We start from the raw sequence: 16,194 nt of genomic DNA on the forward strand, positions 1-16,194 counted from the left end.
GAACCGCAATAACGCTTACCTTTCGCAAGTCCTTGCAGGGCAAGGGGCTTCGTAATCTTGCCCTGGTGACCATACAACTTCACTTACTTGACTTGATCAAAAAAGCCTTAACAGAATAGCAATTGATAGCATAATTTTTTCTCTATTTTTTCGTCTGAATCGACTACTCTTTAAAAACAAGTATAACCGATCTACATGACTCCTTCTTTCTATTCGCTCCAAAAGTAAACTCTCAGGATCAAATAGTTTAAATAAGCGTATAACCTGACTTGAATACCATCCTTTTCTCATTATTTTAAAACGCTTACCTATCCCCTTGATTCCGCTATTTGCACCACATTGATTATTATCATGCTGGCGATATAGTAACTTCGATTTATTTGAGATAGTCCACTTGTAGCCAAAACTCCTTGCAAAAGCATAAATTAACCAATCATGGAGATCAATTAATTCAGACTCGCACTTTGATTTTATAAATACCTGCAAGCCCAATGCTAAGTCATGACTTAAAACAAAACTACATCCTGGTCCCGGAGATTCAAAAAAATGGTCATACGATGTTTGAGGCGAAGATTTTACTATTGTTTTTTCTTTACCATCAGCCCAGAATGCGGTCACATCACTTGACAAAGCTTCAGATGAACTTAACTCCATCTCATAAATTGCTGATATAACCTTGTCGTCCAGCCAAATATCATCCTGATCAGCTAATGCAACATAATCATACTCTTGAAAGCTAGCATCCCTAAAAAGTCGGTAAAAATTAGGGCCAGCACCTCCATACCGCTCTCCATATGGAAGAACCTTGACTTTATCACTGCCATAACTATCTAAAATTTCAAAGGTTGAATCAGTTGAAAGATCAACACTGCATAATATGTCTAATGAAACTCCAGTTTGTTTTAGTATTGAGTCAACCTGTTCCTGAATCCATTTTTCTCCATTGTAAGCAGCTAGTATAACGAGAACGCGATTCATACCTATTCCTTATAACTGTTCAAATAGTAAACCTTGACGATCTTTATCGGAGAGTCTTGGCGGTGAAGTCAAAGGCCAGTCAATTCTCAGTGTGTCATCATCCCAGGCAATTGAAATTTCAGCTTGAGGATTATAATAATCTGTACACTTATACACGAATTCAGCTTCATCACTCGTCACATAAAAGCCATGAGCAAAACCTTCTGGAACCCATAATTGTCGTTTGTTTTCAGCAGATAAGTACTCTCCTATCCACTGCCCAAAAGTTGGTGAGCCTTTTCGAATATCGACTGCCACATCAAACACTTCACCAGAAACAACGCGAACTAACTTGCCTTGAGTGTTTTCAGTTTGGTAATGCAGGCCACGTAAGATACCTTTCTTCGATTTAGAGTGATTATCTTGTACAAATTGAGTCGGCTTTCCCGTAACTAGTTCTTCAAATTGCTTTTGATTCCAGGTTTCCATAAAGAAGCCACGCTCATCACCAAATACACTTGGTTCTATGATTTTTACATCAGGAATACGAGTATCGATTACTTTCATTTTATTATTCCGCATATGCTTGAATATTGTTTAACTCGGCCTTCCAATCGCTCTCTTTAACCGAGAAACCTAGCGTGATTTTTTCAGTACTTAATCGAGAATTGCTTGGACGCTTAGCTGGTGTTGGGTATTGGTCAGTGGTAATACTCGTTAAGCTTGGCTTATTTGCAAGGACTCCTTGCTCAACCGCAACATCAAAAATGGCATCAGCAAAGTCAAACCAACTGACGTGAGGCAAACCCGAGTAATGGTAAACACCGTACTCAACAGCATAACCTTGATTAATGCGCTTCGCTATTTGGATCAATGCATTGGCAATATCACCGGCATAAGTCGGCCCGCCAAACTGGTCACCGACAATACTCAATGCGTTTCTGTTCTCACCTAAACGCAGCATGGTTTTCACGAAATTATTGCCGCTCTCACCAAATACCCATGCAGTACGAAGGATAATATGTTTATCACACGCCTCGGCAACGGCGCTTTCACCAGCAAGCTTACTTTTACCGTAAACCCCTTGCGGATTTGTAGCATCCGTTTCCACATACTCGCCTACTTTATTGCCCTCAAAGACATAATCGGTCGAGATATGCAGTATTGCAGCACCAACACTTTGAGCGGCTTGCGCTAAGTATTTAGGACCATCACGGTTTATCGCATAAGATAGGTCGGCTTCCTCTTCAGCCTTATCAACCGCAGTATGTGCCGCCGCGTTAATAATAATACTCGGCTTAAACTCAGCAACCGCAGCATTGACGGCATCTTGACTAGTGATATCAAGATGCTCTCTATCAAGCGCTAACACTTCAGTATTCTCATAGTTAGCTAACTGCTCAGTTAAACTAGAGCCAACCTGACCATGGCAGCCCGTAATTAAGATACGCATTAGCTTACTGCCTTTTTCTGAGTTTCAGTCACTAGACGTGTCAAATACTGACCGTATTCGTTTTTCATCATTGGTTTAGCGAACGTCAATACTTGCTCATCACTCAACCAACCGTTACGCCAAGCGATTTCTTCTAGACACGCTACTTTCAAACCTTGTACATTTTCAACCGTTTGAACGAAAGAAGATGCTTCATGAAGGCTTTCATGTGTACCTGTATCTAGCCACGCAAAACCACGGCCTAATAATTCAACGTTCAGTGAACCATCATTGAGATACATTTCATTTAGCGTGGTAATCTCTAGCTCACCACGATGAGATGGCTTCACCTGCTTGGCCATTTCAACCACGCGATTATCGTAGAAATACAGCCCTGTCACCGCATAGTTGGATTTTGGTGCTTCCGGCTTTTCTTCAATCGAAACGGCTTTCATCTCTTCATCAAATTCAACAACACCAAAACGCTCTGGGTCTTTGACTTGGTAACCAAACACAGTCGCGCCCGATTCTCTTGAAGCAGCACTTTGCAGCGTTTTTGAAAAAGATTGACCGTAGAAGATGTTGTCACCCAACACTAAACACACACTGTCATCACCAATGAATTCTTCACCAATAATAAACGCTTGCGCTAGGCCATCAGGGCTTGGCTGAATCGCGTACTCAAGATTAATACCAAAATCAGAACCATCACCAAGCAGGCGCTGAAAACCGGCATTGTCTTCAGGAGTTGTAATAATCAAAATATCTTTAATGCCAGCGAGCATTAATGTCGATATTGGGTAAAACACCATTGGCTTGTCGTAAATCGGCAAGAGTTGCTTGGATACGCCGCGCGTCAATGGGTATAAACGCGTGCCAGAGCCACCAGCAAGAACAATACCTTTCATTATTTGCTTTCCTTTGATTCAGTTATTTCTACACCCAAGCGTTCACGCTGATAGCTGCCATCTTGTACATTTTGACACCATGTTGAGTTGTCTAGGTACCATTGCACTGTTTTACGAAGCCCTGTTTCAAACGTCTCTTCCGGCGTCCAATCCAGCTCACGTTGCATTTTACTCGAATCAATAGCGTAGCGGCGATCATGACCAGGACGGTCTTGAACATAAGTGATCTGTTCTGCATACGCTGACTCTTTCGGTACCAACGTATCTAAGATTTCGCAAATCGTGTTCACAACTTCGAGGTTTTTCTTCTCGTTATGGCCACCGATGTTGTAGGTCTCGCCTACTTTGCCTTCGGTCACTACTTTGTAGAGTGCGCGAGCGTGATCTTCGACAAATAGCCAGTCACGGATTTGGTCACCTTTTCCGTAAATAGGTAACTCTTTGCCTTCAAGCGCGTTAAGGATAACCAGTGGGATTAGCTTTTCAGGGAAGTGATAAGGGCCATAATTGTTTGAACAGTTAGTTACTATTGTTGGCAGGCCATAAGTGCGTAACCATGCACGAACTAAATGATCACTCGATGCCTTTGACGCCGAGTATGGGCTAGATGGCTCATACGACGTTGTCTCTAAGAACATTGGCAGCGCTGTACCTTCTGGAACTTCATCTGGATGTGGAAGATCACCATACACTTCATCAGTAGATATGTGGTGAAAACAGAACTCTGCTTTCGCTCGTTCTTCAAGCGTGTTCCAGTATTCGCGTGTTGCTTCTAGTAGCGTATATGTTCCAACAATGTTGGTTTCGATAAACGCCGCTGGACCAGTGATTGAACGGTCAACATGTGATTCAGCCGCAAGGTGCATCACCGCATCTGGTTTGTGATCAGCGAACACTCGGTCAAGCTCTGAACGATTACAAATATCCACTTGCTCAAAGGCATAGCGTTCAGACGAATCCACTTCAATAAGAGATTCTAAATTACCTGCATAAGTGAGTTTATCAACGTTGATTACGCTGTCAGAAGTATTATTTATAATATGACGAATGACTGCGGAGCCGATAAAGCCAGCACCACCGGTTACTAAAATAGTACGTTTTTTCATATCACACCTCAAAGTCATAATTTGAATAAAATTTGTCCCAATCACTAAAGTCAGAACTTTCAATGTGAAACTTTTTAATTTTTTTGTCCATAAGAATAAAATCATCAGTATTAAGACTGTTACTTATGCTTATACCCGTATGCTTGACCTCAATCTTATCAACCAAAGGAACAATGTCATTAAATATAATAGGTGTAGAAAACGCCAGATGTTCATAGTACTTATTGGGAGCAGCATACTTATGCAATAATAAGTCGGGGGAATAATAAGCCCAACAAAAATCTATTTTAGCATAAAGCGCCTCCAAGTCTTTTGGCGAATATTGCCCTAACATAACTAAAAAACCAGACTGATATGCTAGATTAGAAATTTCATCCGCTAATTCACCTCGCCCAGCAATAATACAGTTATATCCGAAATCACTACAAAATTTTATTAGTTCAAGAATACCTCTAGATGAATCTAATGAACCAAAATAGCCTATTACAAAATTATCATTATTGAAAATACTATCATATTTTGGGGTGTAACCTGAAGAAACTGGAATTTTTATTACATTCTCATAAATTCTAACTTTTTCAAAATAACTTTCGAGACTTATACCAAGACGGTCTTCGTAATACTTCAAACGATAATAAGCTGGCAATATTACTCGCTCTGGTTTTTTCTTAATAAAAAAACATTCTATTTTGTCAAATACTTTATTAAAGGGTAAACTTCGGTACCTTGTTTGAGCAATAGGGTCTACTATATCAAGAAAAACATTACGATTACGAATAGAACCCAGCTTGACAAATAGATATGTATCTAGATCCATACACACAACTTTGTTATTTCCTCGTATAAAAAACAAAGAAAATAAAAATAAATATAATAGATACAGAGGATAGCTATAGAAATCCTTGTGATCTCGCCTTCCTAACTTCAGCCGTTCAATTCCATTACATGTTATATTATCGTACGAATCTTCCCAAGTGTTAAATATACAATCAGAAAGTACTTCATCATAACGTTGCGTTCGAGAATCTCGATTTAGAGGGAGTGCTCTAAAGACATAACTACTATTTAACCGATTCATAATATACCTTAACGTAATGTTCTGACATTATATTAATTGAAAAGCACTTATCAAAAATATCTTCTATCAGCAAAGAATCAAATTTATCTATATTATTAATCAATCCTAGGATTCCCCGCGCCAAAGAAGCAGCATTCTTGTCACAAACATAACCAAGAGAATTATTATTTATCACGTCAGATATACAACCAACATTTGTTGAGACAACGGGTAAGCCATTCGACAAAGCCTCTAACAAAGTGAGAGGGAGACCTTCATAATCAGAAGATAGTACAAATGCATCGAAGCAATGATAATAATTTATAACATTACTATCATTTAGACAAATATAGATGGGATACCCCTCAACCATCTTTCTTAGATCGTCTACAACTGCACTATTTTCATCAGCAACACAATAAATAGTAAGCGAAATGTTCTTACACGTTTGATAAACACTTTTGAAGGATTGTATCAATCTAGGGAAGTTTTTTTGTTGATCTAAACGACCCACCGCAATCAGATTAACATCTGATTGGCTGATATTATGTTTAACCTCTAGTTTATTATTAGGACGTACTACACCATTCATTATCGAATAGTTAGGTTCAAGGTTGTAATATTTTTTAAACTCGTCAATAAGTGAATCACCTAATACTACAGTGGAAACATTGCTTCTCCTAAAGGACAGCATGTTAAATAACTTCCGTACCCCTTGTGTTTCTCTTTTTGGCTCATTGTGAATAGTATAAATCACTTTAGTCTTACTAAGAAATATAAATACGAATAGATAAAAATAACTTATACCATGAGCATGGATTATTTCAAATTCTTTACCTCTCAAAAAATTCCATACCCGAAACATATCGAATAAAAATAACATTTTCGAAAATCGTTGCAGATTATATACAGGTATAGTACTAGATAACTTCTTTGAATTATTATCATACGCAGCATCTTGTTGTGATAATACGGTTACATCATGTTTTTTACACAACTCATTAGCGAGGCTAATAGCCACATTTTCTACGCCACCAACAGATAAGCCGGGAACTACTTGTAATATTTTCATTCTATTGCCCTACGTTTGAACATAACAAGTATAATTAGCAATAAAAAGTTTAAATTAGAATAAATAAACTCAGATTTTATTGTAAACACCAAATTAATAATCAATAATATTAATATAAATTTCGACACATTATTGAAATCCCTTTTCCTATAGCTTGAATATGCTCTTAAATAAGCCAAGAGCACTGAACCAACATAAATAACCAACTGAAAAACCCCTCCTGATGTATAGATTCTCATGAACCCGGAATCCGATGGGAATAATCCATGTTGATAGTATTCAGAGTAATCAGTACTAAATATTCCGTAACCTAGATAATGGCGAAATTCACTATCAAAAATGAAGAAATGAGAATCAAAGGTAGCCGATGAAGATTGAGATATTTGCTCCCCTTTCAATAAGTTTATTATTGGTTCGTATATCCAATCGAAAAAATTTGGATAATTAATGTATATGTAAAACGAGGAAGCACTGATAGTAACAATAATAAAGGATATTATAGTTAAAGAACGGTAGAAGCTAGAATTACGAATTAAATACCAAAAATATAATAATGATGCAAAAATTGAAGATCTTCCACAAATAAATGATGAAGCAATATATATAATCTTCAAAACTTTAAATCTACTCCAAAATAGACTAAGAATAAGAGCAGACAAAACAAATACAACACCATCAGAAGCATAGAGGAAACCGGAAACACCATTACTTCTTATCGCCAACTCTCCAATAGTATTTTCTGATAAATTAATATCAGCTTGATTACGGACCACTGAAAACCAAACTGTTTTAAACCCAGGGACTAAGACTTGAAATAAAATAACAATTACGTGAAACAAAGAAGAAGCTGCTATTATAGTCAAAGCTTCTTTGAGGTTTTTAGTACTACAGAAAAGATATGAACAAATAAGAAATGCTGTAAAGAAACGAAACAAAACATTAATGTAATTATTAACTTGTCCATGAATGAAATAAATAATCAGTGTTGCCACCGTTAATACATAAAAAATGGCCAAGATTTCTTTGTTCAAATGGACTTTTGATTTAAAAAAAAGTTGCAATCCAAAAATTCCACCAAAAAAAATGAAGGATAGTATTTGCGTACTAACTCCTATAAAATAAAATGGTGAAATAAAGAAAAAAACAAATAAAGAGGTAACCGCCCTATTTAGCATCAAATTACCACCTAACAAATTTAATATCATATCGGTTCCATAGAACAGAAAATGCAACCAATTTCCAAAATATCATCAAAAAAGCAGATAAAATAACGACACCGTCCAAAAAGTACAATCTGGAAACAATAGGGTATAGTACCAACGCCATCATGCTTGTTAATATCATTATCTTCAAAAAGTCCTTATGCCCTCCAACCAGAGAAAGACATACGCCACTAAGACCAAGAGAAAGATTAACTACATTTGCCATTAGTAAAATCAAAGCTATATTATATGCTGGTAGATACTCCTCACCAAAAGCCATAATGACATACTCACCAAAAAAATAGAAAGTAACAAATGAAACTATAGAAAGAGAACAGAGGGAAATCGCTGATAGCGTATAATATTTATTAACCTCAAATGACTTTTTATCTGCAAAAGACTGACTAATTTTCGGGACTAATAGCGCTGAAACCACCGTATTTAACATAAATATAATAAGGCTAAACCTAATAGCTACACTATAATATGCTAAATCTTGAGAAGTTAAGTATTTTTCGATAAAAAACACGTCAATAAATTTCAAAAAACTTTGTAATAATCCAATCATAGATAACGATAGTGAAAAAACTAAATATTTTTTTATTTTTTTTAAAGCTTCAAAAACTTTAACCTCTCTACATTCTTTAATTTTTATTGTAAAAAATAGCAATAATGGTAATAAAAATGAAAGGAAATTAACAATAACGACATTATCAACTGTCAATTTCGGGTTAAATATAAAAAATAAAACTAACGATATGAGCATTAATGATCGGTTGAAAAATGTATCAAAACCTAAACCAATATTACTTCTTCCTTTGGTTTTATAATAACTAGCAACAAAAGAAGAAAAAGAAATACCGATTATCGTAAACCATATAAAAGAAACGGATTTATAGCCATAATCATAGTAGATGATAATAAAAATACCACATATCGTTGCTAAGAGGACTGTAACGATACTAATAGCAGTACTAAAATCAATTTTTTCAGATTTTGATAGCTTTGGCCATTCTTTTATCAGAATTAAATCAAATCCTGCTCGACACAAAGATGAAAGAAATAAAACTAATGAAAATATAAATTGTATTCGTGAAAAATCGTCTATAGATGTTTCACGTGACAAAAACATCATAATTAGAAATGAAATTATAGAAGAAACACCTACTAAAGCTAAACCTCCTCCTCCTTTTTTAATAAAGCTAATCATTTTGCCAGTAGATCCCTTACTAAACCACGGATCCCATTATCGTAAATGAAATATGATTTCAGCATTTTAAATAACGTAATAAATTTGGTTTCCCCTTTATATATTCTTATTTTCTCATGAATAAAAACGATATTATCTTTGATAAAGCTTCTCTGTTTTATCGAAAGAGAGAGATCTGATGCTAGTAACGCCATGTAAATAGCGAGTCTTATTTCTAAATTTTTTAATAATAACTTTTTTTTTCTTTTCTCGAAACTAACACCAATTTGATTTAATGCATGTTGCCTATATCCAATCAAACATTGATCAACATAATTTATGTTACCTATTAAAGAGGCAATTACAGATAACCAAGCATCATGTGGTACATAGGCTGGTATATTAGGGACTTTCCGAATAAAATCATTCCTTAAAAAAACAGTAGCACCGGTGACAGGAAAATCTTTGCATAATTTTCTATCAAAAGTATTTGTATTCCCTAATTTACCAAGGTCAGAAAGCTTTATTCCTAAAGGTTTACCTTCCTCATCAATTAGCTGAGCATCGGAATAACACAAATCAGCATTAGTCACTTCTAACGCATCTAGCATATACTCTGCCTTTTGTGGATGCCAAATGTCATCCTGATCGCATAATGCAAAATATTTAGATTTTACGTAATTTTTGTAACCATTTTGGAAATTCTTCGCATACCCCATATTTACAGGGTTTATTATAATAGACAAATTATCCAAATTATATTTTTCTTTAATTAATAAGATAGTTTCATCCGTTGAACCATCATCCAATATATATATGTGATCGAAAGGAACAGTTTGCTCAAGAATACTATCTATTTGTTCAGAAAGGTACTTGGCGCCGTTATAAGTGCAAAGAATTACATCATACATCTACGTTACCTCACTTCTCTCAATAGAGTACTATCATAACCAATAGGAATACGATTCATTCCAACCTCTTTGGCAAGCATAATTAACAAAGCTTGACTAGACTGTGCTTCTTCAGCAACTTTCTTCAACGAATACATATCATCCCAATACCCTTCAGGCCTATAATTACACCCGATAGAAGCTATCAGTTGAAACTCATCAACAGGGATGAATTTAGGGTGGTTACTAAAAGAAAATGTAAAATCAAATAATACCAACTCACCATTAACAAATAAGATATTATCGGGCTTGATGTCTCGTAGATAAATATTATTTTTGTTCAATATTTTCACTACATTGAATAATTTTCGCAATCTTCCATCATCAAGAATGACATCGCGGTGTTCTATAAATTCAAAGACAGCATAAGAAAAACACAAATTTGTGCTCACTTGTACAGGCTTTAACACATTGACACCATTGACACCATTGACACCATTGACAGTATCAGAAATTTGTTTAGATAATGTGAGCTCGTTTAACACATGCTTTCCAAAAATCTGTACTTTTATAAAATAGGGATTTTTATTTTTTATTCCTTTGAAATAAGCAAATCCATCATGCCATTTATGGAACAAATATTTATCAATCGAGTCTAAACCTTGTTCTTGGATTATTTTTGATTCAACGAAACGTATGAATAGCTTAAGAATAAAAGGATAGATAACGACAACTTTCTTATGAGAGAATTGCTTTTTTAACTTTGTGAATAGCATACCTAAAATCCCTATATAGAGGAAAAACTTTTCTTTTTAAACTTGGTTTATTGCCGCCATACTTTTCCCCAAAATAAGAAATCATAAGATCATTTGGCTCAGTTATATCATAACCATGGTCACTCTTTAATGAATCTAAAAAAATTTGAGACGATGAATCATATATGTCTTTATGGATAATATTATGATATATTTCTGAATATTTTCTGTTTTTTTCATCTAAATAATATAATCCATCATTAGATAGTCTACGGTTTTTTAGCATTTTCTTCTGCCATTCACGATCATAAGTATTATCACCAATACTATTAACGTCAATGTGTATATATTCATTTCCAATTTTTGCTTGATAACGCGTACTAGAGAACTTCTTACCTTGATGCACTAGATTCAAATTGAAGATGAAATCTAGCTTTTCAGCAACCAATATATCTAAATCTTCTTTTCCAAGGAATAGTTCTTCGCTTACCTCCCCTCTTAGAAAAACATAGTCATTACAGGTTTTTATTACATCTTGAAAGATATTTAGGTTTTCAAAACCACCAGCTCCCAGAAGGTCTCTGTCAACAATACTATCAAGGTCATAAGTAGATCTCACAAACTCATTAGGCTTTTTATGACATAATAGAAGAATATCATGTTCACTTTCTAAAAGATCGTTCGTTGCATGAACTTTATGTCCTCCACCAGTCCACTCTCGATATTTTATTTTCAAATTATATATATTGCTATTTAGAGACACAAATCCTCTACTAGAGCCTATATCATGTACTTCATATTTAGGGGCATGATCATCGACAATTAAAATAGTGATATGCCCGGTACCACAATGTTTTTGTTTGAACGAGTTATTTGGCAAACTTTGGCCATAGAGTCTAGACAGATTTTCCGCAAATAACTCAGGCGTCCATCTAACGGTTTCTGCATGAATAAGCTCTAGATGTTTCTTTACATCTTCTATGATTCTATCGCGCTGATCTTTAGCTTCTGACCATATTAAAATTAAGTGTCTCTCTACCATGTTAGCGTCCTAAAATCTCCAAGATTAATTTGCTAGAATTACCACTCCCATAAGGGTTATGCGCATAACTCATGTGCTCGTATGCTTCTTTATCATTCAGCAGGATAGTTAATTCGGAGGTTATTTTTTCTACATTCGTTCCAACTAACTTCACAGTGCCTGCTTCTAAAGCCTCAGGTCTTTCCGTTGAATCACGCATCACGAGAACTGGCTTACCTAATGAAGGGGCTTCTTCTTGAATACCACCTGAGTCCGTCAATATGATATGTGCGCGGCTCATTAAGTAGATAAATGGGAGATATTGCTGAGGCTCGATAAGATGAATGTTATCAATACCAGCCAGAATACGATTAACGGGTTCACGTACATTTGGATTAAGATGCATCGGATACAGGATTTGCGTATCTGGATGTGCTTTAGCCGTAATAGCAAGCGACTCGCAAATGCGCTCAAAACCACCACCAAAACTTTCACGACGATGCCCTGTTACCAAAATCAGCTTTTTGTTTTCATCTAAGAAGGGGAACTGCGCAGAAAGCGTTGCGTTCAAATCTTTATCAGAATCAATTTTATCTTTTACCATCAGCAACGCATCAATCACGGTATTACCCGTTACTGAAATATCTTCTGGATTAAAGTTCTCTCTTAAAAGATTTTCTTGTGATGTTGGCGTTGGTGCAAAGTGATATTTGGTTAACGCGCCCGTTAAACGGCGGTTACCTTCTTCAGGCCACGGTGAATAGATATTGCCCGTACGAAGGCCTGCTTCCACGTGACCTACAGCGATTTGCTCATAGTAAGCAGCTAAGCTTGCAGCAAATGTAGTCGCTGTATCACCGTGTACTAAAACCACATCCGGTTTGAACTCTTCTAGTACGGGTTTAAGCTTTAACAAAATACGCGCGGTGACTTCGTTAAGTGTTTGCCCTGCTTTCATCAGATTCAAATCATAGTCTGGTGTGATTTCAAATAACTCTAATACTTGGTCAAGCATTTCACGATGCTGAGCGGTTACGCAGCACTTTGCTTCAAAGCGCTCATCGGCCGCTAGAGCATGAACAAGAGGTGCCATTTTAATGGCTTCTGGACGCGTACCAAAAACCGTAAGGATTTTTTTCTTAGTCATTTTATGAAGTTTCCAACCAACAGGTGAAATGAAAGAGGTGATTTTTATTACTTTTAGCCTCAGCCTTTTAAATAGCACTGAGACACTTTTTATTCATTTTGAGACAGTCTGATTTCGACAGTCCCTTATAAAACCTAGATTTTGCTAACTTTCTTAAAACCGCCCCAATAGGCCGCCAAAACGGCTTTCAACCTTTAGGCTTACCACATAACTTGCTAGCCAGTCGCATTTGGGTACGCTACCGCCCTTAGGTTTGGCTCCTAAAGGCAATAGTAACAATTTGTTCGCTTTATGCGTTTTTCATACGGTTTTAAATATGCGGGGTATTCTAGCAAAGTAAGTGCATATTAACCAGTTTGAAATTGACTCTGGCATGACAAACAACTCACCACGCATTCAACCAGCGAGAGCATTGTACGTCTTGCAGGTACTGAGTGCCTATGTGGTAGCGGTTTTCTTGTGCTGCGTCGCAGTAGCGCTTTTCTATATCAATGAAAATATTGCCGTTTCTGTACAGCGAGACGAAGCTTGGGTTGTTGTTTACCGCCAATAACGCTTTAATCTCAGTACGTGTTAGCCCTTGTGGGTAATGGGTAACAAGCAGTTTCAAGAACTCGCCAATACGCCCTTCCACTCGCGCTATCTCTTTTTCTAAAATGGTGACTTTTTCTTCCGTTGTCAGTTTTTTTAGGCTGATATCGTCCATTTGCCCTCTCCCTAATTCTACTTTTGTTTCTTGACGTTTTTTGTCTGTATTCGCGCTTGGTCTGCCCTAGCCTTTTGGTTTCCTAAGATCTTGGTTTTCTGAGCTATTTTTTTAATAGCTTTGGCTGTGTGAACAAGCGCTTCATCTGTGAAAAATTGAATGGTCACTTTTTAGAATCCGTGCCGGGCGATTTGGATTGAACTAGGGCCTTGATACGTGCTTCGAACGGATTGGGGGTGCTTTTGGCTTGGTAGTCCGCTAGGGCCTGAGAGACGGGCGTGGGTTGTTTGTGAACCATGGGCTTGGCTGCCGGTTGGGTTTTAGCTTCCTTGGTCGATGTAGAAGCAGAAGCCCTTGCTGGTTTAGCCGCTTTTGTTTGCTTAGCCGCTCTAGCCTGCTTAAAGACTGGCGATGAGTCTCGCTTCGCTTTGGCTTGGGCGCTTCTTCTTAGCCAGCCATTCACAAAGTGGCCAATGTGCTCAAAGGGTTTGCGCTTATCGGGGTTGATGTACAGCCAGGCTTGCATGGCATGCAGTTCTTGCAGCACATCTAACTTTGGGTAAGTTCGCTCTAAGATTTTGTAGAACTCATGATAAATCGGCGCGCTGCCCTCTTTGGTGAGCAGGTGAATCACGGCTTCATTCTGTTGGCTTATGGGGTTTGTGACGTTGGTTTTAGGTGTCGAGATCTCATGTTGTTCAGAACCGCTTGGAGGATCAAGTACATCGGTGTCATCCAAGCTGCCGCTTTTCAAGCTCAACTCTGTTTTATGTTCTTTATGAAAGATTATGTGTGCCAGGTGATCACTCTCCGTGTTGGATCTTGAGTCACCCAGGGGAGTGTCTGAATTGTCGGTTTTCTGCGCATATTCTGTCTTCTGTGGGTATTCCGACGAAGCTGACGGTAAACCTGTTTGTTCTGCATTCGCGTTCTCTTGATTCGCTTGGCCTAGATCGGCCTGCTGAATGTGGCTGTCGCTGGGAAGACGCAGCTGATATATGTTGCTGCGCTGGCGTCCTGAATCATCAAAGCGCTTTATCCGCTTCACAAACCCTTGTTTTTCGAGCTCGTTAACGTGTCGTTTAACGGTTCTTACCGACACTTCGCAATATTGCGCTAAGTAATTTAAGGATGGGAAACACACGCCGCGCGCGTCTGCGTTATCGGCTAATTTCAATAGCACTAACTTGCTTATTGGCGAGCCAGTTTTTAATGGGATGAAAGAAAGAATTAGAGAAACACACATGGTTAACGCTCCTTGTTAATTAGTCATTCGTATAGAAATCCATTGATATACAGAGCATTAACAACACTTTTTGGCGCTTTAGGGGCGAAAGGCCCATGAGATAAGTTGTAAGAAAAGATGTTTGGTTAATCGCCTCGGATAGATATGCAACATCAACCTTATTAAGCAATGGCTTTTCGAAGCACCTCTCATTTTTCTGTATTCCTCTGTTTTCGTGTTATTCCCGCCAACCCCAATCAAGAATGTTGAAGTACATTGCCCTCCCCATGCAGCAATAAGGTGCTTAATGAAGGCGATAGTTTCTCTTTTTATTTCAGCGTATCAACCCGGAATGGCGAGCATCGAGTGCCGTGCTAACTCCCTCACTCAATCACGTCAGCCGTTATTTTTTAGTGATAGTGATGGGTTTGGCCAAGTACTGAGCTATGAAGTTAACGGTTATAAAGAAAGCCATTTAGAAGGTTGTTATTTTAATGAGGATGAATGCGGTGACACCCCCAGCTATGACGATATTTGTTGGATGATCAGCCGAGCACGGCGTAAGCAGCCTCTGGGTTATTACGTGATGTATTTACGTTATGTCAGCCACCACCCCGGCTATGAAAAAACCGTAGCCACCAGTCTGCGACAACACATCGCATTGCACCCTGATTTAAAAGAATCGCTATCAACGTCTTTAATCGTCTATTTACAACAACACGAGGATTTATTTTGTCAAACACTCCACCAGCAACTGATCGAGTTCCAAATCAGCCGTTAGAAGCGTCTGTTTTACAAGAGCGGGCTGACACCAAAGAACGAATTGATTCGGAAGAGCAGGCTAGCAAGATGGAGCTTATCCCTTCGTTAGAGCCTTGTTTACCTTCAGCATCCTATTCATTCAGCCTGGTTTCGGTTTTACTCCGCTTACCTCATTGCCCGCCATATTCCTTTATTACTGTGCATTGCAGCGCCACGCCGCCACAGCAAGATGTAGGCGTAGCCGAGATTCGTCGATGGCATAAAAAGAAAGGCTGGCGCGATGTGGGGTATCACTTTGTTATTCGTCGCAATGGGGATGTCCAATTGGGCAGGCCGCTGTCGCAAACTGGCGCGCATGTGAAAGGACACAACAAGGGCAATATTGGGGTTTGTTTGGTTGGCGGTTGTAATGCCGAGCTGCAACCAGAAGATAACTTCACACTTGCGCAGCGCAAGGCACTGTTTGGTTTGATGGCTGCACTGCAAGAGCAGTTTTTGATTTCAGATGAGAATGTTAAAGGGCATAAAGATTGGGGCGTGAATAAGGCGTGTCCTGTTTTGGCTTTAAGAGTTTAAGAGCAGATACGGGATGCGAAAGGTGAGGAAAATAAAGTGAGAGTGGTGCTTTTAGCTCCTCCCCTTTATCACGACTGTTACTTGGCAAAAAATATCCTATACAAGGGGAGGCTGGGAGGGGTTGGTTAGGCATCGCTAGCAACCCCCTCTAACTCCCCCTTCTATTAACACCATCACTCACAATAGTCC

17 protein-coding genes are annotated in these 16,194 nt (G+C 38.0%); 2 read left to right on the forward strand and 15 right to left on the reverse strand.

All coding sequences use genetic code 11. The features are described from left to right. Nucleotides 1–96: 96 nt before the first annotated feature. From AB6D58_RS23590 to AB6D58_RS23660, 15 genes are all read right to left on the reverse strand, one after another. Complete coding sequence (locus AB6D58_RS23590; protein WP_372158698.1) at nucleotides 97–978, reverse strand: glycosyltransferase; 882 nt, start codon at nucleotides 976–978, stop codon at nucleotides 97–99. A gap of 9 nt (nucleotides 979–987) precedes the next feature. Then, complete coding sequence (gene rfbC / locus AB6D58_RS23595) at nucleotides 988–1,524, reverse strand: dTDP-4-dehydrorhamnose 3,5-epimerase (protein ID WP_372158700.1); 537 nt, start codon at nucleotides 1,522–1,524, stop codon at nucleotides 988–990. Nucleotides 1,525–1,528: 4 nt separating this feature from the next. Continuing rightward, nucleotides 1,529–2,410 (reverse strand): dTDP-4-dehydrorhamnose reductase, encoded by an 882-nt coding sequence (gene rfbD / locus AB6D58_RS23600; RefSeq protein WP_372158702.1) that lies wholly within the window; start codon nucleotides 2,408–2,410, stop codon nucleotides 1,529–1,531. Next, nucleotides 2,410–3,297: a glucose-1-phosphate thymidylyltransferase RfbA gene (rfbA, locus tag AB6D58_RS23605; RefSeq protein ID WP_372158704.1), complete on the reverse strand. Its 888-nt coding sequence runs from the start codon at nucleotides 3,295–3,297 to the stop codon at nucleotides 2,410–2,412. Before rfbA ends, rfbD begins: the two co-directional genes overlap by 1 nt. After that, nucleotides 3,297–4,403: a dTDP-glucose 4,6-dehydratase gene (gene rfbB, locus AB6D58_RS23610; protein ID WP_004733303.1), complete on the reverse strand. Its 1,107-nt coding sequence runs from the start codon at nucleotides 4,401–4,403 to the stop codon at nucleotides 3,297–3,299. Before rfbB ends, rfbA begins: the two co-directional genes overlap by 1 nt. Before the next feature lies 1 nt (nucleotide 4,404). Next, nucleotides 4,405–5,220, reverse strand: coding sequence for a hypothetical protein (locus AB6D58_RS23615; protein ID WP_372158706.1), 816 nt, complete (start codon nucleotides 5,218–5,220; stop codon nucleotides 4,405–4,407). 244 nt (nucleotides 5,221–5,464) lie between these two features. Then, a complete protein-coding gene (locus AB6D58_RS23620) occupies nucleotides 5,465–6,532 on the reverse strand; it encodes a glycosyltransferase family 4 protein (RefSeq protein ID WP_372158708.1) in 1,068 nt (355 codons plus the stop codon). Beyond that, nucleotides 6,529–7,737, reverse strand: coding sequence for a hypothetical protein (locus tag AB6D58_RS23625; protein ID WP_372158710.1), 1,209 nt, complete (start codon nucleotides 7,735–7,737; stop codon nucleotides 6,529–6,531). Before AB6D58_RS23625 ends, AB6D58_RS23620 begins: the two co-directional genes overlap by 4 nt. Beyond that, entirely contained in the window at nucleotides 7,712–8,944 is a 1,233-nt protein-coding gene (locus AB6D58_RS23630) for an oligosaccharide flippase family protein (protein ID WP_372158712.1), read from the reverse strand. The genes AB6D58_RS23625 and AB6D58_RS23630 overlap by 26 nt, the downstream gene beginning before the upstream one ends. After that, a complete protein-coding gene (locus tag AB6D58_RS23635) occupies nucleotides 8,941–9,834 on the reverse strand; it encodes a glycosyltransferase family 2 protein (protein ID WP_372158714.1) in 894 nt (297 codons plus the stop codon). Before AB6D58_RS23635 ends, AB6D58_RS23630 begins: the two co-directional genes overlap by 4 nt. A gap of 5 nt (nucleotides 9,835–9,839) precedes the next feature. Then, nucleotides 9,840–10,589, reverse strand: coding sequence for a protein kinase family protein (locus AB6D58_RS23640; protein WP_372158716.1), 750 nt, complete (start codon nucleotides 10,587–10,589; stop codon nucleotides 9,840–9,842). Then, complete coding sequence (locus tag AB6D58_RS23645) at nucleotides 10,552–11,610, reverse strand: hypothetical protein (RefSeq protein ID WP_372158718.1); 1,059 nt, start codon at nucleotides 11,608–11,610, stop codon at nucleotides 10,552–10,554. The genes AB6D58_RS23640 and AB6D58_RS23645 overlap by 38 nt, the downstream gene beginning before the upstream one ends. Nucleotide 11,611: 1 nt before the next feature. Then, entirely contained in the window at nucleotides 11,612–12,736 is a 1,125-nt protein-coding gene (wecB, locus tag AB6D58_RS23650; RefSeq protein ID WP_372158719.1) for a non-hydrolyzing UDP-N-acetylglucosamine 2-epimerase, read from the reverse strand. 385 nt (nucleotides 12,737–13,121) lie between these two features. Then, the gene (locus AB6D58_RS23655) at nucleotides 13,122–13,442 is read right to left on the reverse strand and encodes a hypothetical protein (RefSeq protein WP_102398552.1); all 321 of its coding nucleotides are present in this window, start codon (nucleotides 13,440–13,442) and stop codon (nucleotides 13,122–13,124) included. A gap of 163 nt (nucleotides 13,443–13,605) precedes the next feature. After that, nucleotides 13,606–14,688 (reverse strand): helix-turn-helix domain-containing protein, encoded by a 1,083-nt coding sequence (locus AB6D58_RS23660; RefSeq protein WP_372158720.1) that lies wholly within the window; start codon nucleotides 14,686–14,688, stop codon nucleotides 13,606–13,608. A 286-nt stretch (nucleotides 14,689–14,974) separates the two neighbouring features. Here AB6D58_RS23660 and AB6D58_RS23665 point away from each other — a divergent pair, with 286 nt between their 5' ends. Together AB6D58_RS23665 and AB6D58_RS23670 are read left to right on the forward strand one after the other, a co-directional pair. Continuing rightward, a complete protein-coding gene (locus tag AB6D58_RS23665) occupies nucleotides 14,975–15,448 on the forward strand; it encodes a hypothetical protein (protein ID WP_102394197.1) in 474 nt (157 codons plus the stop codon). Then, entirely contained in the window at nucleotides 15,400–16,005 is a 606-nt protein-coding gene (locus AB6D58_RS23670; RefSeq protein WP_372158721.1) for an N-acetylmuramoyl-L-alanine amidase, read from the forward strand. The genes AB6D58_RS23665 and AB6D58_RS23670 overlap by 49 nt, the downstream gene beginning before the upstream one ends. Nucleotides 16,006–16,194: the final 189 nt, after the last annotated feature.

The organism is Vibrio sp. 10N.239.312.D08, from assembly GCF_041466145.1.
In the GTDB taxonomy this organism is placed as follows: Bacteria; Pseudomonadota; Gammaproteobacteria; order Enterobacterales; family Vibrionaceae; genus Vibrio; species Vibrio crassostreae_C.

Excerpts from the sequence above, each read along its gene's own strand:
- AB6D58_RS23590 (WP_372158698.1), bottom strand. The coding sequence starts at position 978 with ATGAATCGCGTTCTCGTTATACTAGCTGCTTACAATGGAGAAAAATGG.
- rfbC (WP_372158700.1), bottom strand. The coding sequence starts at position 1,524 with ATGAAAGTAATCGATACTCGTATTCCTGATGTAAAAATCATAGAACCA.
- rfbD (WP_372158702.1), bottom strand. The coding sequence starts at position 2,410 with ATGCGTATCTTAATTACGGGCTGCCATGGTCAGGTTGGCTCTAGTTTA.
- rfbA (WP_372158704.1), bottom strand. The coding sequence starts at position 3,297 with ATGAAAGGTATTGTTCTTGCTGGTGGCTCTGGCACGCGTTTATACCCA.
- rfbB (WP_004733303.1), bottom strand. The coding sequence starts at position 4,403 with ATGAAAAAACGTACTATTTTAGTAACCGGTGGTGCTGGCTTTATCGGC.
- AB6D58_RS23615 (WP_372158706.1), bottom strand. The coding sequence starts at position 5,220 with ATGGATCTAGATACATATCTATTTGTCAAGCTGGGTTCTATTCGTAAT.
- AB6D58_RS23620 (WP_372158708.1), bottom strand. The coding sequence starts at position 6,532 with ATGAAAATATTACAAGTAGTTCCCGGCTTATCTGTTGGTGGCGTAGAA.
- AB6D58_RS23625 (WP_372158710.1), bottom strand. The coding sequence starts at position 7,737 with ATGATATTAAATTTGTTAGGTGGTAATTTGATGCTAAATAGGGCGGTT.
- AB6D58_RS23630 (WP_372158712.1), bottom strand. The coding sequence starts at position 8,944 with ATGATTAGCTTTATTAAAAAAGGAGGAGGAGGTTTAGCTTTAGTAGGT.
- AB6D58_RS23635 (WP_372158714.1), bottom strand. The coding sequence starts at position 9,834 with ATGTATGATGTAATTCTTTGCACTTATAACGGCGCCAAGTACCTTTCT.
- AB6D58_RS23640 (WP_372158716.1), bottom strand. The coding sequence starts at position 10,589 with ATGCTATTCACAAAGTTAAAAAAGCAATTCTCTCATAAGAAAGTTGTC.
- AB6D58_RS23645 (WP_372158718.1), bottom strand. The coding sequence starts at position 11,610 with ATGGTAGAGAGACACTTAATTTTAATATGGTCAGAAGCTAAAGATCAG.
- wecB (WP_372158719.1), bottom strand. The coding sequence starts at position 12,736 with ATGACTAAGAAAAAAATCCTTACGGTTTTTGGTACGCGTCCAGAAGCC.
- AB6D58_RS23655 (WP_102398552.1), bottom strand. The coding sequence starts at position 13,442 with ATGGACGATATCAGCCTAAAAAAACTGACAACGGAAGAAAAAGTCACC.
- AB6D58_RS23660 (WP_372158720.1), bottom strand. The coding sequence starts at position 14,688 with ATGTGTGTTTCTCTAATTCTTTCTTTCATCCCATTAAAAACTGGCTCG.
- AB6D58_RS23665 (WP_102394197.1), top strand. The coding sequence starts at position 14,975 with ATGAAGGCGATAGTTTCTCTTTTTATTTCAGCGTATCAACCCGGAATG.